The sequence below is a fragment of the Aquibacillus albus genome (assembly GCF_016908325.1).
Taxonomy (GTDB): domain Bacteria; phylum Bacillota; class Bacilli; order Bacillales; family Amphibacillaceae; genus Aquibacillus_A; species Aquibacillus_A albus.
The window spans coordinates 87978-113531 of sequence record NZ_JAFBDR010000006.1 but is presented as its reverse complement, the minus strand read 5'-3'; the positions used below and the strand labels follow the sequence as shown (position 1 = coordinate 113531).

The window sequence follows — 25554 nt, the reverse complement described above, 5'->3', positions numbered from 1 at the left end:
ACCGATTTTATTTAAAAAATGAGCTGCCAATTATTTGGTAGCTCATTTTTAACACATCTAAGGAAAATTAGTTAGGAAGTAAATTCGACAATAAAAATTTTAAGAGTAAAGTTTAAGTTCGACTAGGTCATAGGTTACCAAAGGTTCGGCGATCTAATGCCAAGTTTTCTATTGTATCAATTTTACATAGCTGCTACATAATAATCACAAACGGAAGAGGAAAGAGGGGGGAGAATGTGAATCAATTTAATGGAAGTATTTTTGGTGGAGATTTTTTAGAAAATACCTTTTATTTGACGAGAGTAAAGCATTTGGATACTGCTTCAAATATCTCTTCAGAACAAATGAAACATTTATATCAATATTTAATGAAATATAGTGAGCAAGATGAATCATGTACCATCACAGTTAATGATCAAATGCCAATATTGTTAAATGCAGATGAAGTCCACTTTCTTCAAAACGACTTGAGTGAGCTTTTAGCAAAAATAGATGAAAAGAGGTGAGTAGGATGGCTAGAAGAAATAAAATCCTTGTGCCAGAAGCTAGAAAAGGTTTAGATCAATTAAAAGCAAGAGTCGCTGGAACGGATGATCCAAAAAAGGCAAAATATGAGGTTGCAGAAGAACAAGGAGTTCCATTTAACAAAGGGTATAACGGCAATATACAAGCAAAGGATGCCGGTAAAGTTGGTGGAAACATCGGTGGTCAAATGGTGAAGGAAATGGTAAAAATGGCCCAACAGCAAATGAACAAGAAGCAATAATCTGCAGGTAGAGTAACGAACTGTAATAGGCCGGGCAACTCCGCCCGGCCTGATAAGATGAATCGATTTATTTTATTAGCAGTATTGCTGATAAGTGGTTGTTAAATTATTTACAATTTCTTCGACTTCATGACCTTCGATTTCTTCACGTGGGATAAAGTGAAGCACCTGTCCATCCTTCATTAAAGCAATCGATGGGGAAGAAGGCTCAATCCCTTCAAAGTAATCGCGCATTCTTGCAGTAGCTTCTCGATCTTGTCCAGCAAAAACTGTTACAAGATTGTCTGGCTTTTGCGGACTATCTAGAGATAATCGAACAGCTGGACGTGCAAGGCCAGCAGCGCACCCGCAAACAGAGTTTACGACAACTAAAGAAGTCCCTTTTGTTGTCGTTACAAAATCGTCAACTTGTTCTGGAGCTGTTAATTCTTGAAAACCTGCTTCAGTTAATTCATCTCTCATCGGTTGAGAGATTTCTTTCATGTATTGATCATATGGATTCATTTGTAATCCTCCTCATTTCTTTTCTTTTTTTAATGTTGCTTGTGTCATTTGATGCCACACCGACCCTTTTGCTTCCTCGCCACCCTTGATTCTTTCCAATGCCATATTAACTTGCATACGAACCTCAAACTCAGAATCATCTGCTGCAGCCTCGAGTGCAGGAATAGCTGATTCATCTCCAGCTTCATATAAAAACATAGCTGCTCGCCATCTAACGAGTCTGTTGGAATCTGATAAAGCTTCGATCATTCTTGGCATTGCTTCTTTATAGCCAAGATCAGAAATACAATCCCCGGCAGTTCTTCTAACGGTTACTGCACTATCCTTTAACGCTTTATATAGCAAAGGCAAGACGTCTGGTTCTTCAATCATTCCAAGATAGGCTGTGGCTAATCTTCGGATTGAGGCTTTCTCATCATCTAATGCCTTTTCTAAAATCGAAAAATGTTCAAGGGTTGGTTCCATTTGATCGAGTGCAGCATATCTTGCTTTCCAATCCGGATTATCAAAGGTTGCTAGTGAAATGCTTTGAGTGGTTTTTTCGTTTTTCTCAGGTTTGTCCTGAAATGCAAGCTTTACTAATTGGTTAAGACGATCTTGATCATAACTTGCGGATAATTCCTCAACAACCTCAACACCTATTTCTTCGATTGATCCATATCTAGGACGCTGTTCCTGCCATTTACGTTCCATTACAACATTTGGAGAGGCTGGTGATGCTTCCATAACCGCTTCCATGAAACGTTCCGGTAACCCGAATCGTTTTTCGTCAGTCCCATCATCTAATTTTACTTGAATTGGGATGTTTCGAAACATTTGGATAAATACTTTTACCTCACCAAATGAATTGCCTTCTTGTTCCTGCTTTTTGTCTAAATCCCAATTTTCTTGTTTATTGTCAGAGGTACCTAATATTTTTCGAACTTCCGGAAGAATAGATTCCCATGCAACTTTAGGATGTCGTTCTAAAGCAATAAAGTCAACGACGTGATAGAGACCTTTCACACCATCAATAGTAAACAACTGCTGAACATATTTTGGAGCTTGTTCCAAATTATCATTAAGCTTGTAGTTACGGCTTTCACCATCTGGTAGCTTTTCATCTAGATTTATTTTCATCGAGTGTGGACTTGGGGTAGGCTCGATGGAAGTTATTTTCATTGAAATCCCCCTTAACAGTTCATTATTTGTCATTTTAACAGAGATCTAGCATAGATTCCATTTGCAGGATTGGGTCTGCTCTAAATCAGCTCTACCTCCAGCCATCCCCTTACACTATTAATGAACCAAATCCGATCAAAAGAGGAGAGGTCACTTTTATAAAGTGTTTTTTCAGTAATTTCTCCATTATCGATTAGTTTTTGGCGCCTTGTCCCTGGTAAAACCCCGCTAGTTATTGGAGGTGTATAAAAGTTTCCATTCATCTCTACGACTAAATTTCCAAACGTAAATTCCGTTAATTCCTCTTCTTCATTCCATAATAAGACTGAAAATGAACCTTCCGTAGCACTTTCTTGATGTTTTTCATAATGCTTCCGATATGTCGTTTTATGAAAAAGATATAAATTTTCTCTATTAACTGGTGTTTCAGCAAGGGAACAAGGAACCGGCAGTTTCATTGGTTTAACAGGAATAGATTCAAGGCTTAATTCCCCATTTTCATCTAATGTGAGACGTACCTTGAAATCACCAGTTGGGTTTATTTCGGCATGCTTGGCTAAAGTATCCTCTATTATTTTTTCATGGATAGTAAAATTAAAATATTGGGCAGAATCTCTTAGTCTGTTAAGATGATAAGTTTTTAAAGGGTATGTGCCATTTGTCAGTAAGATTGACTCTAATAATTGAAACTTTTCCTTTTGTTCTGTTAAAAGGCGTGCTTTCGTGAACAGTTCATCATATTCTCCAGTGACCGTTGAATCCCAAGTTATACCACCACCGACCCCATATATAGCTTGTTTGTTTTCGATATCGATGACGACTGTACGGATCGGAACGTTAAATACTGCATTTCGGTGGGGAGTAAAATATCCAATCGCTCCACAATATATATCTCTTGGTGACTGTTCTAGTTGTGCTATATAGTCCATCGTCCGAATTTTTGGAGCACCAGTTATAGAGCCACAAGGAAACAACGCTTGAAACCATTCAAAAATAGATTTGTTCTCTTCTAATTCAGCTCGTACAGTGGATGTCATCTGATGGACGGTAGGGTAGGTTTCAATTTCGAACAGCTTTGGTACATGAACAGATCCTGGTTTGGCTATTTTCCCAAGGTCATTCCGTAATAGGTCAACAATCATTAAGTTTTCTGCAATTTCTTTTTCTGAGTTAAGTAAATGATGCTTTTTTGCTTGATCCTCACTGGAAAAACGTCCGCGCTTTGCAGTACCCTTCATCGGCTTTGTTGTCAGTGTATTTCCATTGACTTGAAAAAATAATTCAGGAGAAGCAGACAGAATCCGGTATTTTCCAATATTCAAATAGGCGCTATAGGAAGATTGTTGATTCTTCGTTAATTGTTTATAAAAGGAAAACTCGTCTCCTTCAAAATCTGCACGTAATCGAGCTGTATAATTGACCTGGTAAGTATTTCCTTTTTTAATCGCTTTTTTTATTTGACTGATTCCTTCCTGGTATTTATCAAAGTTTGCGTCTAAAGACCAATTAGAAACATGATATGGAAGAATGTTATCTTCTTGTTTATCATCCAACGGCTCATCGAAAATTCCGAACCAGACAAGAGGCATATTTGGGCCAGGATGGACAGTGATTTTCGGCTCAAAGGCAGGTGCAGCTTCATAAGAAATATATCCAGCTACATAATAACCATTGGCTATTTCTTCTTCCATTGCTACAAAAATATCATGGACCTTTGATATATCTTCGGTTTGATAAATTCGAATAGGGTTAATGAAATGCTTATTACTTATTTGCCCGTTTTCATTTACAAATTCAAATAACAGGTGAGGATTCATTCGATACACCTCGTTTAGCCTTCCAAGTTCGAGCTATATGATAGTGGTTTTCAATCATTTGAAAGCCGTGTTCCGTTAAAATAGATTCCGGGTGAAATTGGATTCCTTCGATCGGATGCTTTAGATGACGAACACCCATAATTACGCCATCGTTCGTTCGGGCAGTGACAACTAATTCTTCAGGAATCGAAGTAGAATCAGCAATAAGTGAGTGATATCGTGTAACTTTCGTCGGATTAGGAATAGAATTGAACACTCCATCTTGAATGTGATGGATGTTTGATATTTTTCCGTGCATTGGTTGTTCTCCCTTGATAACCTTTCCTCCAAAGAATTCAACGATTAACTGGAATCCTAGACAAACTCCGAAAATAGGGATTGTTTTATGGAATTTTGATACGATTTCTTTGCAGTTGCCAGATTCCGTTGGCTTGCCTGGTCCGGGTGATAAAACAATGATATCTGGATTCAGCCGATCTATGTTAGATATTGATATCTCGTCATTTCGATAAACGTGTACGTCCGGATCCAATTGCTTATAATACTGTACTAAGTTGTATGTGAATGAATCGTAATTATCAATGATTATAATCATGAAAGCACCTTCTTTCTATCGGTGTTAATTACCATGGTTCATTATAACTCGAATTATGCAACACGTCATTAAACGAGAACGATTGACTTGAACACACACTTGAAAAATAGAAAAAAATCAGGTTGCCCTGATTTTTTTCTAATGTTCCGTTTTAAACTGACCTACTTCTTTATCTAGTTGATTGCTACTTCTTTTCATTGTGTTGGAAATATCGGAAATTCGTTTGGAAATTCCAACACCTGTTTGACTTTTTTTACTAATTGAATCGATTTTGTCTGTAAAAGAAGAAAGTTTTATGGCTTGTTCTTTTTTAGATTGATTTATTTCATGAGAATCTTTACTAATACGATCAACATGATTGACAAAATTTTTCGTGTAATCATTGATTTCTTCCATATCGCTATCCATCAACTGGAATTTTGCAGGTATTTGACCTAACTCTTCGTTTAACTCTCGGAAATCATCCATGAATTGAACAATATCAACATCTACTTCTTCCATTTTTTTAACAGAATTGTCGATGATGGAAGCTATTTGCTTCGTTGCTACTTCAGTGTCATTGGATAAAGCTCGGATTTCGCCTGCGACAACCGCAAATCCTGAACCAGAATCCCCTGCACGAGCTGCTTCAATTGCCGCGTTTAACGATAAGAGATTAATTTTTTTGGAAATATTGGCGATTGTATCAATAATTCCTTGGATTTGATTAGAAAAATCACGAATGTGAGTTACGTTGGATTCTACTTTTTCAATTTTGGTGTTGACTGATTGATTTTTTTCATTTACGACATTCACATCTTTGGTCAAAAGCGACACATGGTTTCGGAGTCCTGTAATTTGTGAGCTTATTTCTTCCATTGTTGTAAAAGAGTCTTGAATCATTGAGACAACTTGTTCGTCGGTTTTTAAATCTGCCTCAAAACGCTGATCAAGCTCGATAAAGTACGCTTGGAGTTTATGAACGAAATTGTGTTGATCCTCTGAGTTCACTTTTAATTCGTTACTCAATTCATACATATCTTCAGATAAATCATTTACATTTGTTGTTTGCTTTTTAATATTGGAAACAATGGTGTTTAATCGTCCTAACACTTGATTAAAGGCTTCATTTAATTCTGCTGTATCCTCGCCATGTTCGATCTTCAAGCGTTTAGTCAAATCTCCTTTTGCAGCTGCTATTTCTTTCATGGAAATTAAAGTATCAAGCATGGATATTTTTGCACCATGCTCCGACACATTTAGCCCGGCGATTTCATCCTCCGTACTTACCCGTAAAAGATTCATTTTTTTGAGGACCATGTAAAAAATAATTCCAAGTCCAAATGCCCAAATAAATCCAGCCAGAACACCGATAACTTGTACACCTATTTGTGTCATGCGATCGGAAGCAATTAACATATCACTTTTGGCAAATATTGCTGTAGCAACGGTTCCCCAAGCACCAGCAAAACCATGGACTGCGACCGCACCAACTGCATCATCCACTCGGAATTTTTTTTCTACTAACTCTATCGCTAAAGTCGTCACAATCCCGCCAATAAGACCAATCAAAAATGCACTTCCTGGACCAACAACATTACATCCAGCAGTTATCGCAACTAAGCCACCTAAGACACCGTTTAGTGTGCTAGAAACGTTCGGTAATCCTTTGATGAACCAGCTTACTAAAATCGCTGCAAATCCTCCAGCGACAGCTGAGATATGTGTGTTTAAAGCAATTAAAGCAATACTTGCATCGCCAACGGTTGTACTCCCGGCATTGAAACCAAACCATCCAAACCAAAGCAAAAACATACCTAACGTTGCTATCACTGCACTACTAGGAGAAAAATCATTAGAGGTTTTATCTTCATTGTATTTGCCAATTCGAGGACCTACAGCGATACAAGCTGCAAATGCGACCCATGCACCAATCGAATGTACAACGGTGCTTCCTGCAAAATCCATAAACCCTAAATTTTCCAACCAACCAGTGCTATCGCCTCCCCATAAGCTTCCCCACGCCCAGTGACCATAGATTGGGTAAATAATTAGCGTAATTAAAATGGTTCCAATGATATAACCAGAAAACTTGGAGCGTTCAGCTATAGCTCCACTTACAATCGTTGCAGCAGTACTTGAAAAGGCGATTTGGAATAATAAGAATGACCAATTCCATGGATCATCGTCCATGTTTAAAAAGAAATTGGTGGAGCCAAAAAATCCGCCAACACTTTCTCCAAACATTAGTGGAAAGCCAATTAATGCAAAAACGATGGAAGCAAAGATAAAATCAGTAACATTTTTCATTGCCACATTTATCGAATTTTTTGCACGTGTAAAACCTGCTTCTAACGCTCCAAATCCAGCCTGCATGAAAAAGATAAGAACGGTTGCAATAAGTACCCACACAAAATTTAAATTTAGCTGAAATGTTTCCATAATAACCTCCTTTGGAAATAGAACCAATCGTACCTATGATTTTGTTTTGTATGTAAAAGGTTACAGTTTATGTTATGTTACGTTACATAATTATAACACGAATTGTCAGATAATGGCTCGAATTTTGATTGTTTATCGTAATTTTTTGTGTATTATGTCGGAGAGGATGAGGGTAGGGGGGCTGATTTAGTTCGAAGAGCACGAAAATCGGTTTGGATCCGCAAAAGTTGTCGAAGACTAGTTTGAGGAATCCATAATCAGATCCGCCAAAAAAGATAAACTATGAAACAAAAGAAAGAGGAAGACATCGATGTATCTTCCTCTTTCTTATGAAGCTATTTGATTTTTCTGCTTCCACGTATGCTTTTTTATGATTTCTACGTATGGTAAAAAGAACTGAATAAGAACACCTGTAAACAACGCGTTTATTAATGTACCAATACCGATTGCGCCATTAAAAAAGAAAGCGAGAATAACGAGAGCTATACTGATTAATGCTCTTGAAAATGTAACACTCCAACCGGTTAATTCAGAAACGACTAACATCGAGCGATCCATCGGGTTTGGTGCGAATTTAGACTGTAAATAAGTTGCAACTCCTATGCCTGTAAATATAATTCCGAGTGTTAGGGCAACCGATTGACTAATCCATGTTTGTGGCACAACCCAATTACTTAACAAAAATAGCCATAAGTCAATTCCGATTCCGGTAATGAAAGAAGTTAATAGTGCGTAATATTCAGGAGTTTTTTTCTGTGCTAATGCATTACCTAATACCATTGTTAAGCCGACAACAATTTCCCAGCTTCCTATTGTTAATCCAAACGTTCTATGCAAGCCAACTAGGAGCGCATCAAATGGTGAGGCCCCTAGTTTTGATATAATTGTAAGTGCAATTCCAAGCGTTAATATTAAAATACCAGAAATATAAAATAAAAAACCTTCACGAATTAGCTTCATGACGTCACTTCCTTTTCTATTGTATCGTTCTACGAAGCTACTCTTCATACTATAACAAAGTGGTGGTTAAAAAGGAACAAGGAAATTCATCTACTATGATGAAGTAAATAAGTGGAAGAATTCATTCTATTTTTGTATGATTTAAATAGTGTTAACATGAAAATTTGATCGTTATTTACTAAAAATTTGGAGTGAAAAGCAATGTTACCTTTATTTGAGTCTTTTGTTAAAAATGAGCGACAAAGAAACTTGGTAGAAAAAGCTGCACGGATTGCTTCTCGGGCAAAAGAACAAGTACCAGATACAGAAAAACAGGCTACTTTTTCTTCAAACACTTTGCAGGATCTAAAATCTGAGGATTATGTATCTTTGCCACTTCCTGAATCTTACGGTGGGGAGGACATAAGTCTTTATGAGCTCGTTCTCTTGCAGGAAAGACTTGCTGTAGGGGACGGTTCAACGGCATTATCGATCGGTTGGCATATGGGAATCGTTATGGAATTAAGTGAACAAAAATTATGGTCGCAGGAAAAATTTGAGATGATTGCAAAAGAAGTTGGCGAAAATAAAAAAGTTGTGAATCGAGCCGCTTCTGAAGCAGCAACGGGAAGTCCAACTCGTGGAGGCATTCCCGAAACGAAAGCAGTTCGTGATGGAGATTACTATATTGTAAATGGAAGAAAAACATTTACAACAATGGCAACTGTGTTGGATTATTACATTGTTTCGGCGTATGTGGAGGATAAGAAGGCTGTAGGTTGGTTCCTTATCAGTCGTGAAGAACCAGGTGTATCTGTTGAACATACTTGGAATACATTAGGTATGAGAGGAACTGGAAGTGATGATTTAGTTTTAACTGATGTTAAACTTCATGAAGAGTTATTAGTAGAGGTAAATGAAAAAGGAGGAAAACCTTCTCCAAAGGGGTGGCTTTTACATATTCCGGCATGCTATTTAGGCATTGCTATCGCTGCGCGAAATGACGCCATTGAATTTGCTAAGAATTTTCAACCGAACAGTCTAAATACGACGATATCTGAAGTTCCGCATGTAAAGCAAAAGATAGGTGAAATGGATATGAAATTGCTTTACGCGCGTAACTTTATGTATGCAATTGCGGAGAAATGGGATCAATACCCAGACCAAAGGTCAAAGCTTGGATCAGAATTAGCAGTGGTGAAAACTGTTGCAACGAATGTCGCAAATGAAGTAGTAGACATAGCGATGCGAATTGTAGGTGGGAGAGGTTTATCGAAGGATTATCGTTTTGAACAATACTATCGTGATGTTCGAGCAGGTCTTCACAATCCACCGATGGATGACATGGTTATTCAAATGCTTGCCAATCAAGCGTTAAAGGAATAAGCTCTTTTAATTAGGCTGTTGATAAATCTCAACAGCCTATTCTTTTTCCTTTAAATCAACTTCCATTACAAAAAGAATATAATACCTATAGGAGTTGAATGATAGGAACCCAATTATGTATATAATCTTGGAGGAGAGAGGAATGGATAGAATTGTAAATCCGAAACAGGTCTATACCTATGAACAATTAGTCAAAGACATAACCAAGCTAAAACAAAAATTTCCTGACTTGATTCAGGTAGAGGTGATTGGGCATTCCATTGAAAACAGAAAGCTGTACGCACTAAAGTTAGGAAAAGGAGATAGAGAAATATTTATCAATGGAGCACATCATGCCAGGGAATGGTTAACGACAGCATTACTCATGGTTATGGTGGAGACTTATAGTGAGGCTTTCAAGAATAACCAAAAAATTGGTGGATTTGATGTAAAGGAAATTTTATCGAAAACTTCTATCTGGTTTGTTCCGATGGTGAATCCTGATGGTGTTGCGCTTGTTCAGAATGGGGAGCAAACAATGTCAAATGCAAATCAATTACTTGAATTAAATAACGGTAGTAAAGATTTTTCATCGTGGAAAGCGAATATTCACGGTGTTGATTTAAATAGACAGTATCCTGCTGATTGGGAGAATATCCAAAATGACCCTGGAAAACCGGCTTCGGCGATGTATAAGGGCCCATCCCCATTAAGTGAACCAGAAACGAAGTCTATATATGACTTTACAATAGCGCATAATTTTGAGCTAGCGGTTGCTTATCACTCTTCTGGTGAAGAGATTTTTTGGAAGTATAGGAGTAATGGTGACCTGCTTCGTCAGTCGAAAAAAATTGCTGACATGATTAGTAAAAAGACAGGATATTCATTGATATTTCCTGGACCTAATCCGAGTGGAGGGGGATTCACGGATTGGTTTTTGGATTCATTGAAGAAACCAGGGTTTACCATAGAGATTTCACCATTAGTCGGGCCAAGACCGGTACCAATTAGCTTTTTTGATAAAATTTGGAATGAAAATAAAGAAGTGGGGATCATGCTTGCCAAAGAAGCTGTTAATCCATTTTGATGCAAGGGGTCAGACCCCTCAACTACAAAGTTCACCAAAAATAAGCTTGGAGCCAACAGCTCCAAGCTTATTTTTATTCACCGTCTTTTTTTTTCTTTAGCTCAATAATATCTATATCTGGATTTTCCTCTGAAAATTCTGTTTGTAATTGTCTTGATGTTTGATATCGATCAACATAGATTTCTTCATCACCATTGTGTAATACTTTGTTATCCATGTAGATGTGAAATAAAGCTTCTGTTAAGCTTATGAGGATTGCACAAAACAAAGAAGCTGCTACAATTCCATATTCCAATCCTAAAAAGAATACGGATAACAACCAAATCGCACCAAATGCTAAACCAAAATCGGCAATTGTAGCTATCAAATTCCCGAACCGCGGTAGGATAAATAAATCTCCCACTACGTAAGCAACACCAGTTACAAGTACACTTATAATAAATATATTTAAAAGTGAAGCGGAATAAAAGCTTGTCAAAATGGAGTAGAGCACAATAGCGATGACAAGAAACTTAATGCTAATTGCTTTTAAATGCTTCATCTAAAAATCTCCTTCCAGCAAGATATTTTATATTATCTGTAAAATAAAAAATTAAATTCAAATGAAAGCTGGTAATTCTTTCAGATAAGGGAAAGGCTCGCACGAAAGTTGTTTAGGAAAAGAAACAGGTTTGCTATAATGAATTAAAAAGTATTATTTAAGGGGAATTTATCCATGTTTAACAATATATTATTAGCTTCAGATGGTTCTGCACACGCAATTAGAGCTGCTGAAAAAGCATTAACCCTTGCAAAGAAAAATCCTGACGCAAAGGTCATCATTCTTTATGTAATTGATGGTTCAAAATCTAAATCAGATGTGTTAAATCACTGGAACTCAGTGAACTTAGATCAAACGCGTAAGGAAAAATTGACGATAACGGAACAAAAGATGAAACATGAGCATGTAGATTATGAAATAAAAGTACTTCATGGAGAACCAGGACCAACAATCGTTAAATATGCAAATGAAAATGAAGTGGATATTTGTGTGATAGGTAGTCGTGGCTTAAATTCTTTACAAGAGATGGTGCTAGGAAGTGTAAGTCACAAAGTTGCAAAACGTGCAAATTGTCCGGTAATGATTGTAAAGTAAAAGGGATGGCGATACCATCCCTTTTTTCGTTATTGATTTTTATATTGTGGTTCTTGTGTTTCGATATATTGTAAACGAGCTTTTAGATTATCGAGAATTTGTTGTTGTTGATTACTTAAGTTTTGAAACATTTGCTTTGCTGTTTGATCTTGTGTTTCCAGTGAAAAGCTGTGTAAGCTAGCTATTACACTTTCGCAGCTTGCAATTGCTTGCTGCATTTGTGTCCCTACAGTCAATTCCCTTCACCTCCTTATCAGATGCGTTTACAGTTTTCCCGCGAGAAAGTATTTTATGATTACAAAAGCGCAAGCATTTTTTACTGCTTGCGCTTTTATTTAATGTTCAGTTTGGTTTACATCTTTTTTACGGAATACAAAGAACTTCATGAAGAAAAAGCTGGCTGATGATGACAGAAACATTGCTAAGCCCTTTGCTATGTTCTGGCTTATAAATACAGGAATTGAAATAAAAGTCTGATCCACTAATAGTCGAAACGCACCAATAAATACAAGGTTGCTAATCACTAAAGCAATTGTTGCTTGTAATATAAACAAGGAAATTTCTTTTGTATCAATATTAGCACGGTGACTAAAGGTATATTTCGTATTCCAAATATAGCTGTTGATGATTGTTAGGATATAGGCAATTGTGTTAAACACAAACAATAAAGAGGATTGTGTCGTTGGCCAAATCCACAGCAATACATTTAACGAAACGATATCTACGATTGCATTGCTTATTCCAATAAATCCAAATTGCATCATTTGAGTACGAAGTTTTTTTGCCATTAGATTTCCATCACTTTCTTAAGTTTATGTTTTAAAGATTGTTGCTTTGTATGATAAGCCTAATTGCACAGAAGCTATAATGTGCAGTAACTATTACATGATTTGCTTTCTTCCAGATCTTTTCTATCGAGTGCCATACAATCGCTTCGGCAGAATACTTCGCTTTCCGCGGGCACGGCCTCAGCCTCCTCAGAAGCAAAGAGCGCTTCTTGCGGGGTCTTCGGACACGTGCTGTTCCCGCAGGAGTCTACGTATTCTGCCTACGCTAAAAGCGATTCTTCGATTAATCATATGTGTAAGTACTGGAATTCACATTACGTGGATGTCTTCTCTTCAGGAAAGCACCGACACTATTACATCATACATAAGAAATTGATTTATTTTTTCGAATAGTCTACATGTGCTTCCACCACTTGATAGTCGAAATTTCATAAAATAACTAATTTTAGTTAAAAGAAATGGTATGAGAGCTTCGTTACAGCAGTTGGACAGATTCTCACTTAAAAAAATTTAATCCAAGCTGTGGAAAAATGCGAGACTCCTGCGGGAAAAGCAAATGGTTTTCGGTGGGGCGAGTAATCGAAGTCCCAACAGCTGAAAATCCCGCAGGAAGCGGTTTTCTTCCGAGGAAGTTGAAGCGTTGCCCGCGGAAAGCGAGTGTTTTTCCACAGCGTCGGTTATGCACTCTTTTTATTCGTTAGATTAATGACAAATCATCTTTTATTGCGCATTATCTGTCAATTGTGTAGTAAAAAACAACAAACAATACGAAAAGAGTCTTTATTTAAAATCCGATGTTTGAGCTTACTAAATATAGGATACATATTAGTATATACGATTTCAAATCAATTAAGGGAGGGGAACCATCTATATGAGTTTAGAAGCTGAGTTAAAGTGGTTGCAAAAAGTTGAATTGGACAAGCCAGATAGCGTTCTAAGTATGTATCTGAACACAGACCCTGCCGATCCAGACCAACGTGGAAGAGAGTGGAAAATCCAACTGAAAAATGGGTTGAATAGCTTTGAAAACTATCTTGAGGAAAGTGGAGACAAAGACGAACTACACAATTTTAAAATAGTTAGAAACAAAGTTGAAAAATTTATAGATGAACAACAATTGAATTTTAAAAAAAGTGTTGTCATTTTTGCATCTTCAAACGGAGAGATCTGGTTAGCTAAACATCTGCAAATGAGAGTAAAAACAGAATTTTTTTGGCAAGAATCTCCAGTAACTGACCAGTTGTATCAATTAAGAGAGCTTTTTCCAAAATTAGGCGTGATACTCGTTCAACAAAGTAGGGTGAAAGTTATCGAAGCGGAATTGGGTGACATTATAGAAACAAGAAGATATCAATTGAATCAGGAAACGGGTGATTGGCAGCAATTACCGGATGTGTTTGAAGTTGTTTCGACCACTAATGGGAATGGAAGAAAAGACAATGAAAAGCGTTGGTATAAGTCAATAGCCCCAGTATTGGACAAGCTAGCCAAAAAACATAATTGGGAAAAGATTTATTTAATGGGAGAACCTGAAGACGTTCAATACATGAATGATTGTATGCATAAAAAAGTGGACAAGGTGGAAAAACAGAACATCTTAGATCAACCGGAAACAACGGTTATCGATAAAATAATTGCATAATATAGGGGGCTTATTAAGAAATAGCCCCCGTTAATACTAATATAATACTTACGAAAAAAATACTTACTGCGAATGAAGAGAATGTGTAAAGAAAAGCCTGTTTGTAGTTTTTAGAAAATAACATCTCTATTGTTTCTTTACTAAACGTAGAAAAAGTAGTAAATGACCCACAAAATCCTATTCCAACTAATAGGCTTACCCAATCGTTTTCGGGATTATTTATGCGCAAAGCTACTAGTATTCCTAATAAAATAGAGCCACTGCTATTAACAATAAACGTCCCAAAGGGGTATTTTTTTGAATTCCAGTGTGAGCTAATGATGTATCTTGCTATAGAACCGATTAACCCTCCAAAAGCAACAAAGAAAAATGCCACGTTAAACGCTCTCCTTTTGTTTTCTGACCATGACATAACCTAGGAAGCATAGCAATAAACCACCAAAAAAAGTGGAAAGAATATAGATCATTGCAAGTATGTAGCTGTCCTTCCATAGAAGTACAGTTTCGGTTGTAATCGCAGAAAATGTGGTAAAGGAACCGAAGAACCCTGTTGTCAATGGAACAAAAGCATGAAAAGGAATCAACCCTTTTAAGGTAGCACTATACGATAAATAACTAAGTAAAAAGCAGCCAATCAAGTTCACAAATAAAGTAGCAAATGGAAACCCTTCGGAGATAATCAATAAGGTGACACTATATCTTGTGACTGCTCCACAGGCACCTCCAACACCAATAAACAAAAGCTGTTTGTAGTTGTTTACTGGCATGCAGGACATAAACCGTAAATTTCAAATTTATGACTATCAATAGCAAAACTTTTTAACTCTTCTTCAATTTCATCCATTGGACATTTATGAATTTCTTTCGTTATTCCACAATCCTTGCAAATAAAATGATGGTGATGCTGATGGTCACATTTCATTCGAAAGTGTTTTTCCCCATTTAACTCTGTAGTTTCTAATATTCCAACTTCATGAAACAAGTGTAAGTTTCGGTATATGGTATCAAAACTTATCCCTTGATAATTTGGTTCCATATAGTTTAGTAAATCTTTTGCAGTACGGTAACGGTTTTCACTTGAAAAGAAAGAAATAATATCTTCTCGTTTACCAGTATGCTTATACCCTTTATTTTTTAATAGTGTTAATGCTTCTTGAACATTCATTGGATCGCCCTCTTTCTAGCACGATTAAATTTGATTCGTTTAATCAAAATAGAAAGTAATAATAGTAAAATAGAGGTTAATACAATGGTACCTCCTGGCGGGATTTCAAAATAATATCCTGCTACTAATCCTATAATAACAGATATTTCGCCAAAAATAACGGATAAAAACATTGTTTGCTTAAAGCCATTTGCTATTCGGATACTTGCTGCAACTGGCAATGTCATCAAAGCAGAGACGAGTAAGACTCCAACAATTCGAATCGAGGCTGCGATAACAAGGGCTGTAACAACAATAAAAAGAAAATGAATGCGTTTTGCATGGATACCGGAAACAACCGCGTGTTCTTCGTCAAAAGATAAGGTGAATAACTCTTTGAAAAAAAGCGTAATCACGATTAAAACGATAATGGTAATTGCTAAAATACTCCACAAATCTTGACGACTAACAGCAGAAACTGATCCAAATAAATAGTTATACAGATCTGTATTAAAACCATTAGCAACGGATATAAAAACAACACTTAGGGCAACACCACCAGACAGGATAATTGGAATAGCAAGTTCTTGATAGGCTTTATATACACGTCTTAGTTGCTCGACAAAGGCAGAAGCCATCACTGAAAATCCCATGCCTGTGTAAAAAGGTGATAACCCTAAGGCGAATTTTTTTTCTAACAGTAATCCAAAGGCAATACCGGCTAATGTAACATGGGACAATGCATCAGCAATTAATGATAATCTACGGACGACTACAAATGTACCTAGTAAAGGTGCGATTAATCCAATTAAAAGCCCTGTATAGAATGTGTTTCGTAAAAATTCATATTCAAAAAAATGACCAATCATATAATTTCCTCCGATTAGTGGTGATGTGACACGACATTTAGCTGATGTCCATAAAACGCTGAGAGATCCTGTTCTGATAATTGCGTATATTGTGATGGGTTTCCATGAAAATGTAATGTTTTATTTAAACAAGCAATATCTGTTGCATGATGGGTCATGGTACCTGTGTCATGTGTAATGAGTAGCAATGTTATACCATTTTCATCATTCAACAGATGAAGCAGCTCATAAAACTTCTGAACGTTTTCTGTGTCTACACCAACTGTAGGTTCATCAAGAATTAACAAATCAGGATTACTTACTAACGCTCGAGCGATAAAAATTCTTTGCTGTTGCCCCCCAGATAAATCACCAATATTTTCATGTAAATAATCAGACATTCCAACTTGGGACACAGCTTTTTCTATTTGTTTCTTATGTGATTGATTAAAAAATTTCATGTATCCAACTTTTGCAGTTAACCCCATCGATACTACTTCGGAAACAGTAGCTGGAAAACCACGATTAAAGGTATTAGCTTTTTGTGAGACAAACCCGATTTTATTCCAATCTTTAAATTTTTGGATGGGGGTGCCAAATAACTGAATCGAACCATTTTGAGGTTTGTGTAATCCTAGCAATAATTTTATTAATGTTGTTTTTCCACCGCCATTAGGGCCAACTAACCCTAAAAAGGATCCTCTTTGTATTTCGAAATTTATATCTTTGAGTGTCGGCTTGTTGTCATAGGCGTAACTAACGTTTTTCATTGTAACAATCGGATTAGACATACCTTATTCTCCTCGTTTCTTTATCACATAGGTTAAACTTATTTTTAGTAGGGCATATGCTATTTATTGCCCCTTCCTATCATTTTCTTCCTATATATTATAAATGCAAAATTATTTTATCGTAATCATTACGATTTGTAAACAGTAATAATTACGCTTTAGAAAAGGATATGCATGAGACGAATAATCTTTCCTAAAATTGCTATGGGATTAAAATTTTACTTCCAAATTAAAAAGAGGCTGTCCCTTTGCTTTTGGGACAGCCTGTTATGAGTATTGTCTTAATGAATAGGGAGTTGGCTTGTGTAACCAGAAAACTGTTGGTAAGCTTGTTGAATTTTTTGTTGATCGGCTGCTTCTAAACTATACCAACCATTTTTGAACATAAGATTGTAAAGATTTCTTTGACAGTCTTGTGTCTCTTGGAAAATGGAGAATAAATCCTGATACATAGTTTGGTTACTTGCTTCGTTTAGGGCGTTACTATATGCATCTGTCATATACTTTTCTGTTGTTAATATATCGTTTACGAAGTCTCGATCGTTCATCTGCGGAGTTTTGGGTACTTGTGTTTCAGGATTTTGAATTTTTTGTTGTTGATTATTCATTTTCATTACTCCTTTCTACATCATTGTTGAAGGGTTTTGTTGATTTAAATGCTGCAATAGCTTATTGTAATGATTCGTGTGCATTTGGCATGCTTGCTCTAATGCAGACTTAATCTCTGGATTTGTACACTGTTGAGCAGAGAAATGTGCTTTTTTTGCAGCATTTAAATTCCATGACAGCATATCAGTAAGATAAAGTAAATCTTTCGAACTAATTTGATTTGGCGGCTGTGGCATTGGTTGTCCTTGGTTTTGACCAAGTGATTGATTTTGTTGTTGCATAAAATGAAAGCCTCCTTGACATTTTTTCAACGTTAATTTTCCCAAAAAGATACCTGCTTATGCTCTAATGAATAAACCAAAAGACTTTTTGTTGAAAAAGGATTGCGAAATGTCAGAAAATATTTTATAGTAAATCTAGATGAAGGACTTAATTTTTTCACGTTGGGAAAGTAAAAAAATTTTAGCGCTGAAGTTAATCGACGTAGTAAAAATTTTTAGGAATTAAGTATAAGCGCAACTAGGCGATTTACCTGCGCCTAAAGGCTTGGCGTTAGCCAAGTTTTCTTTGGATCATAAAATGAATGAGTATTCATTCAAGTACAAGATTGGGGGAACATATATGGTTCGAAACATTAACCGTGTTGCGGTAATAGGTTCGGGAATCATGGGTTCTGGAATTGCTGCTCATCTAGCAAATGTTGGTATTCAAACGTATATGCTGGATATAGTTCCGAAACAATTAACGAAGGATGAGGAAGGTGCAGGTTTAACCCTTAATCATCCAGCGGTTCGGAATCGGTTATCGAGAGAAAGTAAAAAAGCTTTAAGAAAACAGAAACCCTCTCCAATTACTAGTGAAGCAAGTCTGGATTTGATTCAAGTAGGAAATTTAGAAGATGACTTGGATGTAATAAGTCAAGCAGATTGGATTATTGAAGTAGTAACTGAAAATTTAGATATAAAGAAGAAGGTACTCGCTACAGTAGATAAATATAGAAAAAAGGAAAGCATCATTAGTTCGAATACTTCAGGTATCTCCCTAGAACAAATGGTAAGTGAATGCTCACACGACATGAAGAATCATTTCCTAGGAACACACTTCTTTAACCCCCCACGTTATTTGAAATTATTGGAAATAATCCCAACTCAATGGACAGAAAAACACGTATTAGACTTTGTTAAGCAGTTTGGCGAGAATTGTTTAGGTAAAGGGGTGGTAGAAGCAAAGGATACCCCTAATTTTATCGCTAATCGAATCGGAACATTTGGCCTTATGGTCACTGTTCGTGAAATGCTCAATCAGGGACTTACAATAGGAGAAGTAGATTCACTCACTGGCCAGTTAATAGGCCGACCGAAGAGTGCGACATTCAGAACGCTTGATGTTGTCGGGTTAGATACATTTATTCATGTTGCAAATAATGTCTATAATCAAGTGGAAGGGGACGAAAAAAGAATTTTTTCCATCCCTCCTTTTATGCAATCCATGCTAGATAAAAAATGGTTGGGGTCAAAGTCTGGCCAAGGCTTTTATTTGAAGCAAAAAGAAAAAGGAAAAAGCGTCATTTATCAATTGAACCCAAATACATTGGAATATGAGGAACGGAATTCTTTAAAAACAAAAGCAACAGAATTAGCGAAGCAAGAAAAAAGAATATCACAGAGAATGAAAGCGCTTCTGGCTATTCCGGGAGATCCTGCTAGTGATTTTTTATGGTCGATTATCAAACCAGTATTCATCTATTCTTCAGAAATGATAGGTGAGGTTGCAGACGATATTGTTGCGATTGATCAAGCAATGCGCTGGGGTTTTGGTTGGGAGAAAGGGCCATTTGAGATGTGGGATGCCCTTGGTTTTCGGTCAACTATGGAAAAAATGAAAGCAGATGGAGAAAAACTACCGAGTTGGATTGAAAACATGGCCCAAAATGGGCGGGAATCCTTTTATAAAAGTGATGGAGGTACTATTTATTTTTATCACAAGGCAGATTACAAACCACTACACTTTAATGATAAAGAAATTCATTTGCATTTAGTTAAAGATCAAAATGGAGTTATCAAAAAGAACAGCGGCGCAAGCTTAATAGATATAGGTGACGGAGTAGCGTGTCTTGAATTTCAATCGAAAAGTAATGCAATTGGCATGGATATCATTCAAATGATCAATGATTCCATTGAAGAGGTTAATAGAAATTATGAAGGGCTTGTTATTGGAAATCAAGGCAAGAATTTTTGTGTTGGGGCTAACATAGCGATGATGTTAATGGCAGCTCAGGACGGGGATTTTTTTGAAATTGATTTAGTTGTTCGTCAATTTCAAAAGGCGATGATGAATATTAAATATGCAGAAAAACCTGTCGTTGTCGCTCCATTTGGGATGACTTTAGGTGGAGGGGCTGAAGTAAGCTTACCAGCAAGCTCTATCCAAGCATCACAAGAGACATATATGGGGTTAGTAGAATTCGGCGTTGGTCTAATACCAGGCGGTGGGGGTAATAAAGAACTCTATTTAAAACAGGTTCGAAATCTTCCAGATCACGTGGATTTTGATTTGCAAAAATTGACAAACAACGTTTTTGAAACCATTGCCATGGCGAAGGTGTCTAGTTCTGCACAGGAAGCAGGAGCAAATGGTTTTTTAAATAAGCAGGACGGTATTTCCATTCACCCAGATCATTTACTTTATGACGCCAAACAAAAAGTACTTAGTCTATCACAGGCTGGCTATCAGCCACCAAAACGTGAGAGGGTTCCTGTCGTTGGGGAGGCTGGCTATGCAACGATGTTATTAGGGGCGAAAACATTTTTTTATGGAGGCTATGCCTCTGAACACGATTTGAAAATTGCCGAAAAACTCGCCTTTGTACTTGCCGGTGGGAGAATAAAGCAAGGTTCACTAGTAGATGAACAGTACCTTTTAGACATGGAAAGAGAGGCTTTCTTAAGCTTAATTGGTGAACCGAAGACCCAACAACGAATGCAGCATATGTTATTGAAAGGTAAGCCTTTACGTAATTAAGCAATGGGGAGGGGAACATCTTGAAAGAAGCAGTCATTGTTACTGGGGCGAGGACACCAGTAGGAAAAGCGAAGAAAGGATCTTTAGCCCATGTTCGTCCAGATGATTTAGCTGCACTAACGATTAAGGAAACATTAAAGAGGACCGGGGATTATCAAGGTACGATAGATGATGTCATTATCGGTTGCGCAATGCCTGAAGCCGAACAGGGGATGAATATGGCTAGAAATATTGCTGGATTAGCAGGGCTACCTATTACCGTTCCAGGCATTACAATTAATCGATATTGCTCGTCCGGGCTGCAAAGTATTGCTTATGCAGCAGAAAGGATTATGCTTGGCTATGCTGAAACGATTATTGCTGGTGGGGGAGAATCGATGAGTTTAATACCAATGGGAGGGCATGTTATAAGGCCGAATCTTGAGTTGGTGAAGCACGCTCCAGGGTATTACATGTCAATGGGTCATACTGCAGAGGAGGTTGCAAAGCGCTTTGACATCTCGAGAGCGGATCAAGATGCTTTTGCAGAAAGAAGTCATCGTCGTGCGGCAAAGGCTTTAGCAGAGGGGAAATTCAAAGAAGAAATTGTACCAGTAGAGGTAACTTCCAGAGAAGTTGACAGTGATAATAAAGTAAAACAAGAAACTATCCTGTTTGATATAGATGAAGGAGTAAGACCAGATACCAATGTAGAAGCATTAGCAAAGCTAAAACCCGCATTCACTGTAAACGGAACTGTAACTGCCGGTAATGCGTCTCAAATGAGTGATGGAGCTGCCTCTGTGTTAGTCATGGATCGTGAAAAAGCAGAAGCGGAGGGATTTCAGCCACTAGTGAAATTTCGCTCTTTTGCAGTCGCAGGCGTAGAACCAGAGATTATGGGTGTAGGTCCTGTTAAAGCTATTCCAAAGGCATTAAAAATGGCAGGGTTATCATTATCAGATATTGGCTTATTTGAATTAAATGAAGCATTCGCCTCACAAGCCATTCGAGTAATACGTGAACTCGGATTAGATGAAGAAAAGGTGAATGTTAACGGGGGGGCAATCGCACTTGGGCATCCGCTAGGGTGTACGGGAACAAAATTGACATTAAGCTTGGTGCATGAAATGAAACGCCGAAACGAACAATTTGGTGTGGTTACAATGTGTATAGGTGGAGGAATGGGTGCAGCCGGTGTGTTTGAATTATTATAAAAAGGAGCGAAATCCTATGAGTGATACACAACAGAAATTGTTTAAAGGCGGATCTTTTATTCTTGATGATTTATCTCCGGAGGATATTGTAACACCTGAAGACTTTACCGAAGAGCATCAAATGATTGCAAAGATGACAGAAGACTTTATTGCAGGTGAAGTATTGCCAAAAGTTGATCTTTTAGAAGGCCAACAATTTGATCATTCGATTGACTTATTGAAGCAAGCGGGTGATTTGGGTTTGTTAAGTGTTGATATTCCAGAAGAGTATGGGGGACTTGATTTAGATAAAATTAGTTCGTCTTTAATTACTGAAAAATTCGCTCGCTCCGGAGGTTTTTCTGTTACACACGGTGCACATGTAGGAATTGGTACGCTCCCAATCGTATTCTTTGGTAATGAGCAGCAAAAGCAAAAATATTTACCGATGTTAGCATCCGGAGAAAAAATCGCCGCCTATGCATTAACAGAACCCGGTTCAGGCTCTGATGCACTCGGAGCAAAGACAACTGCTAAATTAAATGAATCAGGTACACATTACTTACTAAATGGTGAGAAGCAATGGATTACGAATGCTGCTTTTGCAGATCTATTTGTTGTATATGCACAGGTGGATGGTGACAAGTTTACAGCTTTTATTGTAGAGCGTGATTTTCCGGGTGTATCTACTGGACCGGAAGAAAAGAAGATGGGGATTAAGAGTTCTTCTACCCGTACGGTAATTTTTGAAGATGCACAGGTGCCTGTAGAAAATGTACTTGGTGAGATTGGTCGAGGACACATCATTGCATTTAATATATTAAATGTTGGTCGTTATAAATTGGCTGTTGGTGGCATTGGTGGTGCAAAAAGAGGGATTGGATTGTCCGTCAAGTATGCAAACCAACGCAAGCAGTTTAATAAGCCGATTTCAAGCTTTGCACTAATTCAAGAAAAACTTGCTTCAATGGCGATTAACACGTATGCAAATGAAAGTGCAGTTTATCGTACAGTTGGATTATTTGAGCAACGAATGAGTAGTCTCAGTAAGGAACAATTAAAAGATGGAAAAGAGATAGCTAAGGCAATTGCGGAATATCAGATTGAATGTTCACTAAATAAAGTGTTCGGTACGGAGTTAATGGACGATGTCGTTGATGAAGCAGTTCAAATTCATGGCGGATATGGTTTTATGCAGGAATACGAGGTAGAAAGAATGTACCGAGATTCTCGTATTCAACGGATTTTTGAAGGAACAAATGAAATTAACCGTTTGCTTATCCCTGGATCACTTGTGAAAAAGGCAATGAAGGGAGAGCTTCCATTATTCCAAAAGGCTCAAGCACTTCAAGAGGAATTAATGATGCTCATGCCTGAAGAGGTAGGCTCAGAACCATTAGAAAAAGAAAAATATTTGCTGAAAAATGCTAAGAAAATAGGATTAGTTGCAGCAGGATTAGCTGTACAAAAGTATGGGTCTCATTTAGAAAGTGAACAAGAAATATTGGCTAATATAGCAGATATAGTTGGAGAAATCTATAACATGGAATCGGCCATCTTGCGAACAGAAAAGGCTATTACAAAGGATCAGATAGAAAAGCACCGGATGAAGTTACTATATACAGAAGTATATGTTGAAGAATCGTTTAACCGAATAGAAGCACATGCAAAGGAAACAATCATTGCTAGTGAAACAGGTGATGCTTTACGAATAACACTTGCAGCCATTCGGAAATTAACCCGTCATGATCCTACTGATGTTATCCATAAAAAAAGAGAGGTCGCAGAAGCAATTATAGAAGAAGAAAAATATATCGTTTAATTTCACGAAGAAGGGGATATTCCTAGGAATATCCCCTTCTTCTATAGGTTTGGGTCTCAAAAGGGTTCCTTTTTTTAAATCTATCCTTATTTAATCGTTTAAATAAACAAGAATTGGATAATATGATAAAATATGTCGAAGAGGAGGTGGTGTTATGACGCTATCATTTTTTTGGTATCCTAAATGTAGTACATGTCAAAAAGCAAAAAAGTGGTTAGATAGCAAAGAATTGCCTTATAATGCTATACATATTGTTGAAAATCCACCAACGCAGGAACAGCTGACACAGTGGGTTGAAAATAGCCAGCTTCCAGCTAAAAAATTTTTCAATACAAGTGGGAAGAAATATAGAGAGTTAAATCTAAAGGAGAAGTTAAAGGAAGCGAGTCAAGCGGAAATGATTGAATGGTTAGCTTCTGATGGTATGTTAATAAAAAGGCCAATTGTAACAGATGGAGAGAAGGTTACGGTTGGGTTTAAAGAAGAAACATTTGAGCAAACATGGAAGTAAAATGGATGATTGTGTAAGAAACTAAGGCTAAAAGCCAAGTTTTTCTAATAAACAAAATTTAAATGGAGGTTTTTTAAGTGAATTTACCAAAAGAATTACGTTATTCAGAGGAGCACGAATGGGTAAAGGTTGAAGGAGATAAAGTTCGTATAGGTATTACATACCATGCACAGTCAGAATTAGGGGATATTGTATTTGTTGAACTTCCAGAGGTAGGAGATGAGATTGAAGCGGATGAACCTTTTGGAAGTGTAGAATCAGTAAAAACGGTATCTGAGTTATACGCACCTGTTAGCGGGAAAGTTGTAGAAGTAAATGAGGAGCTCGATGATAGCCCAGAATTTGTCAATGAATCTCCGTATGAAAATGCTTGGATGATTGTTGTAGAGCCGTCGAATATGGGTGACGTTGATGAATTAATGACAGCTGAACAATATGAAGCAATGATTAATGAGGAAGATTAATCTTCACATATTAGTGCATGAAAAAATAACTTATTAATACAATGAAATAAGAGGCCTAATCGAAATCCCTTGTTACGTAATAGAATAAAGTAGCAAGGGGTTATTCATACAACAAATTTGGAGTATGTATAATAGTAACATAGCAATTACTATTTTCTTTGAACAGGGTGGTCTGATGGAATCTGTGGAGAAAGTTATTATTGTTGAGGGACGAACGGACAAACAGCAAATTGAAAAAATTATTGATGAAGAAGTACAAATTATTTGTACAAATGGGACATTAGGTGTAGAAAGACTGGAGGAGTTACTGATAGAATATGATTTGGACAACAAAGAGGTATTTATTCTTGTTGATGAAGATAAGGCAGGCAAAAAATTAAGAAAGCAATTATCCATTGAATTACCTCACGCTGAACATATTTATATTGATAAGACCTTTCGAGAAGTTGCAGCAACACCAGAATCTGCGTTAGCTACCGCATTAGTGAGTAGGCATTTTATGATTAATCCAATATTTTTATTGTAAGGTTGATAAAACATGACAGAGATAGAGAGAGAAAATTTTGTAAAGGTAATAAATAAACCAGTTGTTTTCGTATATGTACACACTCCTATGTGTGGTACGTGTAAATTGGCCAGAAAGATGTTAGAAGCCGTTGAAGCTATCAGTGAGGATTACCATTTTCATGAATTAAATGCTTCCTTATATCCTCAGTTTTTACAAAAAAATCGAATCAAAAGTGTTCCATGTTTGTTAATAATGAAAAATGGAAAGGTTAAAGAAACCATTTATTCATTTGAATCAGTCACGAATATATACTTTCGTATTCAAGGCTACGTTCCTTCGATAAATTAACAAAAGGGTGTGTCGAAATCGTCTATTATTTCCCGAGAAATAAATGACGATTTTTTTTGCGTGTTAAGAAGTGTATAAAATGTTAGCAGAGAA

29 protein-coding genes are annotated in these 25554 nt (G+C 37.0%); 13 read left to right on the top strand and 16 right to left on the bottom strand.

Annotation, left to right across the window (positions count from 1 at the left end):
• The first annotated feature begins 236 nt into the window (after window positions 1-236).
• A complete protein-coding gene (locus tag JOC48_RS07275; RefSeq protein WP_204498418.1) occupies window positions 237-506 on the top strand; it encodes a hypothetical protein in 270 nt (89 codons plus the stop codon).
• A 5-nt stretch (window positions 507-511) separates the two neighbouring features.
• Window positions 512-766, top strand: a complete 255-nt coding sequence (locus JOC48_RS07270) for an alpha/beta-type small acid-soluble spore protein (RefSeq protein ID WP_204498417.1) — start codon at window positions 512-514, stop codon at window positions 764-766.
• Window positions 767-841: 75 nt separating this feature from the next.
• Here the strand turns inward: JOC48_RS07270 and JOC48_RS07265 are convergent, their stop codons facing one another.
• The 6 genes from JOC48_RS07265 to JOC48_RS07240 all read right to left on the bottom strand — a co-directional run bounded on the left by JOC48_RS07265 (window position 842) and on the right by JOC48_RS07240 (window position 8224).
• Window positions 842-1270, bottom strand: coding sequence for a BrxA/BrxB family bacilliredoxin (locus JOC48_RS07265; RefSeq protein ID WP_204498416.1), 429 nt, complete (start codon window positions 1268-1270; stop codon window positions 842-844).
• Between the two features lie 12 nt (window positions 1271-1282).
• Window positions 1283-2431 (bottom strand): conserved virulence factor C family protein, encoded by a 1149-nt coding sequence (locus tag JOC48_RS07260; protein WP_204498415.1) that lies wholly within the window; start codon window positions 2429-2431, stop codon window positions 1283-1285.
• 80 nt (window positions 2432-2511) lie between these two features.
• Complete coding sequence (pabB, locus tag JOC48_RS07255) at window positions 2512-4248, bottom strand: aminodeoxychorismate synthase component I (RefSeq protein ID WP_204498414.1); 1737 nt, start codon at window positions 4246-4248, stop codon at window positions 2512-2514.
• Window positions 4226-4843 carry an anthranilate synthase component II gene (locus JOC48_RS07250; protein WP_204498413.1) on the bottom strand — a complete coding sequence of 206 codons (618 nt, stop codon included), beginning with the start codon at window positions 4841-4843 and terminating at the stop codon, window positions 4226-4228. Before JOC48_RS07250 ends, pabB begins: the two co-directional genes overlap by 23 nt.
• 138 nt (window positions 4844-4981) lie before the next feature.
• Window positions 4982-7264, bottom strand: a complete 2283-nt coding sequence (gene amt / locus JOC48_RS07245) for an ammonium transporter (protein WP_204498412.1) — start codon at window positions 7262-7264, stop codon at window positions 4982-4984.
• Window positions 7265-7591: 327 nt separating this feature from the next.
• Entirely contained in the window at window positions 7592-8224 is a 633-nt protein-coding gene (locus JOC48_RS07240) for a YczE/YyaS/YitT family protein (protein WP_204498411.1), read from the bottom strand.
• 201 nt (window positions 8225-8425) lie between these two features.
• Here JOC48_RS07240 and JOC48_RS07235 point away from each other — a divergent pair, with 201 nt between their 5' ends.
• Window positions 8426-9589, top strand: a complete 1164-nt coding sequence (locus JOC48_RS07235) for an acyl-CoA dehydrogenase family protein (protein ID WP_204498410.1) — start codon at window positions 8426-8428, stop codon at window positions 9587-9589.
• A 142-nt stretch (window positions 9590-9731) separates the two neighbouring features.
• On the top strand, window positions 9732-10655 hold the full coding sequence (locus tag JOC48_RS07230; RefSeq protein WP_204498409.1) for a M14 family metallopeptidase: 924 nt from the start codon (window positions 9732-9734) through the stop codon (window positions 10653-10655).
• Between the two features lie 73 nt (window positions 10656-10728).
• Here the strand turns inward: JOC48_RS07230 and JOC48_RS07225 are convergent, their stop codons facing one another.
• The gene (locus JOC48_RS07225; RefSeq protein ID WP_204498408.1) at window positions 10729-11196 is read right to left on the bottom strand and encodes a YndM family protein; all 468 of its coding nucleotides are present in this window, start codon (window positions 11194-11196) and stop codon (window positions 10729-10731) included.
• A gap of 174 nt (window positions 11197-11370) precedes the next feature.
• Between JOC48_RS07225 and JOC48_RS07220 the strand changes: the two genes are divergently transcribed.
• Window positions 11371-11790 (top strand): universal stress protein, encoded by a 420-nt coding sequence (locus tag JOC48_RS07220; RefSeq protein ID WP_204498407.1) that lies wholly within the window; start codon window positions 11371-11373, stop codon window positions 11788-11790.
• 29 nt (window positions 11791-11819) lie between these two features.
• On the opposite strand, the gene JOC48_RS07215 is transcribed toward JOC48_RS07220, so the two are convergent.
• Both JOC48_RS07215 and JOC48_RS07210 read right to left on the bottom strand, forming a co-directional pair.
• Window positions 11820-12026 carry a DUF1657 domain-containing protein gene (locus tag JOC48_RS07215; protein ID WP_204498406.1) on the bottom strand — a complete coding sequence of 69 codons (207 nt, stop codon included), beginning with the start codon at window positions 12024-12026 and terminating at the stop codon, window positions 11820-11822.
• A 99-nt stretch (window positions 12027-12125) separates the two neighbouring features.
• Complete coding sequence (locus JOC48_RS07210) at window positions 12126-12578, bottom strand: GtrA family protein (protein WP_204498405.1); 453 nt, start codon at window positions 12576-12578, stop codon at window positions 12126-12128.
• A gap of 871 nt (window positions 12579-13449) precedes the next feature.
• Between JOC48_RS07210 and JOC48_RS07205 the strand changes: the two genes are divergently transcribed.
• Window positions 13450-14220, top strand: coding sequence for a VLRF1 family aeRF1-type release factor (locus JOC48_RS07205; RefSeq protein ID WP_204498404.1), 771 nt, complete (start codon window positions 13450-13452; stop codon window positions 14218-14220).
• Window positions 14221-14233: 13 nt separating this feature from the next.
• Here the strand turns inward: JOC48_RS07205 and crcB are convergent, their stop codons facing one another.
• The 7 genes from crcB to JOC48_RS07170 form a co-directional block, all read right to left on the bottom strand.
• A complete protein-coding gene (gene crcB, locus JOC48_RS07200) occupies window positions 14234-14596 on the bottom strand; it encodes a fluoride efflux transporter CrcB (RefSeq protein ID WP_204498403.1) in 363 nt (120 codons plus the stop codon).
• Between the two features lies 1 nt (window position 14597).
• Window positions 14598-14987 carry a fluoride efflux transporter FluC gene (locus tag JOC48_RS07195; protein ID WP_204498402.1) on the bottom strand — a complete coding sequence of 130 codons (390 nt, stop codon included), beginning with the start codon at window positions 14985-14987 and terminating at the stop codon, window positions 14598-14600.
• Entirely contained in the window at window positions 14978-15385 is a 408-nt protein-coding gene (locus tag JOC48_RS07190; RefSeq protein WP_204498401.1) for a Fur family transcriptional regulator, read from the bottom strand. The genes JOC48_RS07195 and JOC48_RS07190 overlap by 10 nt, the downstream gene beginning before the upstream one ends.
• The gene (locus tag JOC48_RS07185) at window positions 15382-16233 is read right to left on the bottom strand and encodes a metal ABC transporter permease (protein ID WP_204498400.1); all 852 of its coding nucleotides are present in this window, start codon (window positions 16231-16233) and stop codon (window positions 15382-15384) included. The genes JOC48_RS07190 and JOC48_RS07185 overlap by 4 nt, the downstream gene beginning before the upstream one ends.
• 14 nt (window positions 16234-16247) lie before the next feature.
• Entirely contained in the window at window positions 16248-17003 is a 756-nt protein-coding gene (locus JOC48_RS07180) for a metal ABC transporter ATP-binding protein (protein WP_204498399.1), read from the bottom strand.
• 281 nt (window positions 17004-17284) lie between these two features.
• Window positions 17285-17611: a spore coat protein gene (locus JOC48_RS07175; RefSeq protein ID WP_204498398.1), complete on the bottom strand. Its 327-nt coding sequence runs from the start codon at window positions 17609-17611 to the stop codon at window positions 17285-17287.
• A 15-nt stretch (window positions 17612-17626) separates the two neighbouring features.
• Window positions 17627-17893: a hypothetical protein gene (locus JOC48_RS07170; RefSeq protein WP_204498397.1), complete on the bottom strand. Its 267-nt coding sequence runs from the start codon at window positions 17891-17893 to the stop codon at window positions 17627-17629.
• A gap of 340 nt (window positions 17894-18233) precedes the next feature.
• Between JOC48_RS07170 and JOC48_RS07165 the strand changes: the two genes are divergently transcribed.
• The 7 genes from JOC48_RS07165 (at window position 18234) to JOC48_RS07135 (ending at window position 25461) form a co-directional block, all read left to right on the top strand.
• Window positions 18234-20633 (top strand): 3-hydroxyacyl-CoA dehydrogenase/enoyl-CoA hydratase family protein, encoded by a 2400-nt coding sequence (locus tag JOC48_RS07165; RefSeq protein WP_204498396.1) that lies wholly within the window; start codon window positions 18234-18236, stop codon window positions 20631-20633.
• A 20-nt stretch (window positions 20634-20653) separates the two neighbouring features.
• Complete coding sequence (locus JOC48_RS07160) at window positions 20654-21829, top strand: acetyl-CoA C-acetyltransferase (RefSeq protein ID WP_204498395.1); 1176 nt, start codon at window positions 20654-20656, stop codon at window positions 21827-21829.
• Window positions 21830-21845: 16 nt separating this feature from the next.
• The gene (locus tag JOC48_RS07155) at window positions 21846-23630 is read left to right on the top strand and encodes an acyl-CoA dehydrogenase family protein (protein WP_204498394.1); all 1785 of its coding nucleotides are present in this window, start codon (window positions 21846-21848) and stop codon (window positions 23628-23630) included.
• 154 nt (window positions 23631-23784) lie between these two features.
• A complete protein-coding gene (locus JOC48_RS07150; RefSeq protein ID WP_204498393.1) occupies window positions 23785-24141 on the top strand; it encodes an arsenate reductase family protein in 357 nt (118 codons plus the stop codon).
• A gap of 77 nt (window positions 24142-24218) precedes the next feature.
• Window positions 24219-24605: a glycine cleavage system protein GcvH gene (gcvH, locus tag JOC48_RS07145; protein WP_204498392.1), complete on the top strand. Its 387-nt coding sequence runs from the start codon at window positions 24219-24221 to the stop codon at window positions 24603-24605.
• Between the two features lie 175 nt (window positions 24606-24780).
• Window positions 24781-25131 (top strand): ribonuclease M5, encoded by a 351-nt coding sequence (locus tag JOC48_RS07140; RefSeq protein WP_204498473.1) that lies wholly within the window; start codon window positions 24781-24783, stop codon window positions 25129-25131.
• A 12-nt stretch (window positions 25132-25143) separates the two neighbouring features.
• Window positions 25144-25461: a thioredoxin family protein gene (locus JOC48_RS07135; RefSeq protein ID WP_204498391.1), complete on the top strand. Its 318-nt coding sequence runs from the start codon at window positions 25144-25146 to the stop codon at window positions 25459-25461.
• Window positions 25462-25554: the final 93 nt, after the last annotated feature.

Bases quoted from the DNA above. Each gene is read 5' to 3' on its own strand.
- JOC48_RS07235 (WP_204498410.1), top strand. From the start codon at position 8,426: ATGTTACCTTTATTTGAGTCTTTTGTTAAAAATGAGCGACAAAGAAAC.
- JOC48_RS07155 (WP_204498394.1), top strand. From the start codon at position 21,846: ATGAGTGATACACAACAGAAATTGTTTAAAGGCGGATCTTTTATTCTT.
- JOC48_RS07175 (WP_204498398.1), bottom strand. From the start codon at position 17,611: ATGAATAATCAACAACAAAAAATTCAAAATCCTGAAACACAAGTACCC.
- JOC48_RS07210 (WP_204498405.1), bottom strand. From the start codon at position 12,578: ATGGCAAAAAAACTTCGTACTCAAATGATGCAATTTGGATTTATTGGA.
- JOC48_RS07170 (WP_204498397.1), bottom strand. From the start codon at position 17,893: ATGCAACAACAAAATCAATCACTTGGTCAAAACCAAGGACAACCAATG.
- JOC48_RS07265 (WP_204498416.1), bottom strand. From the start codon at position 1,270: ATGAATCCATATGATCAATACATGAAAGAAATCTCTCAACCGATGAGA.
- JOC48_RS07230 (WP_204498409.1), top strand. From the start codon at position 9,732: ATGGATAGAATTGTAAATCCGAAACAGGTCTATACCTATGAACAATTA.
- JOC48_RS07250 (WP_204498413.1), bottom strand. From the start codon at position 4,843: ATGATTATAATCATTGATAATTACGATTCATTCACATACAACTTAGTA.
- JOC48_RS07220 (WP_204498407.1), top strand. From the start codon at position 11,371: ATGTTTAACAATATATTATTAGCTTCAGATGGTTCTGCACACGCAATT.
- JOC48_RS07165 (WP_204498396.1), top strand. From the start codon at position 18,234: ATGGTTCGAAACATTAACCGTGTTGCGGTAATAGGTTCGGGAATCATG.
- JOC48_RS07135 (WP_204498391.1), top strand. From the start codon at position 25,144: ATGACAGAGATAGAGAGAGAAAATTTTGTAAAGGTAATAAATAAACCA.
- JOC48_RS07185 (WP_204498400.1), bottom strand. From the start codon at position 16,233: ATGATTGGTCATTTTTTTGAATATGAATTTTTACGAAACACATTCTAT.
- JOC48_RS07240 (WP_204498411.1), bottom strand. From the start codon at position 8,224: ATGAAGCTAATTCGTGAAGGTTTTTTATTTTATATTTCTGGTATTTTA.
- amt (WP_204498412.1), bottom strand. From the start codon at position 7,264: ATGGAAACATTTCAGCTAAATTTAAATTTTGTGTGGGTACTTATTGCA.
- JOC48_RS07205 (WP_204498404.1), top strand. From the start codon at position 13,450: ATGAGTTTAGAAGCTGAGTTAAAGTGGTTGCAAAAAGTTGAATTGGAC.
- JOC48_RS07225 (WP_204498408.1), bottom strand. From the start codon at position 11,196: ATGAAGCATTTAAAAGCAATTAGCATTAAGTTTCTTGTCATCGCTATT.
- JOC48_RS07180 (WP_204498399.1), bottom strand. From the start codon at position 17,003: ATGTCTAATCCGATTGTTACAATGAAAAACGTTAGTTACGCCTATGAC.
- pabB (WP_204498414.1), bottom strand. From the start codon at position 4,248: ATGAATCCTCACCTGTTATTTGAATTTGTAAATGAAAACGGGCAAATA.
- JOC48_RS07140 (WP_204498473.1), top strand. From the start codon at position 24,781: ATGGAATCTGTGGAGAAAGTTATTATTGTTGAGGGACGAACGGACAAA.
- JOC48_RS07195 (WP_204498402.1), bottom strand. From the start codon at position 14,987: ATGCCAGTAAACAACTACAAACAGCTTTTGTTTATTGGTGTTGGAGGT.
- JOC48_RS07260 (WP_204498415.1), bottom strand. From the start codon at position 2,431: ATGAAAATAACTTCCATCGAGCCTACCCCAAGTCCACACTCGATGAAA.
- JOC48_RS07190 (WP_204498401.1), bottom strand. From the start codon at position 15,385: ATGAATGTTCAAGAAGCATTAACACTATTAAAAAATAAAGGGTATAAG.
- JOC48_RS07270 (WP_204498417.1), top strand. From the start codon at position 512: ATGGCTAGAAGAAATAAAATCCTTGTGCCAGAAGCTAGAAAAGGTTTA.
- JOC48_RS07150 (WP_204498393.1), top strand. From the start codon at position 23,785: ATGACGCTATCATTTTTTTGGTATCCTAAATGTAGTACATGTCAAAAA.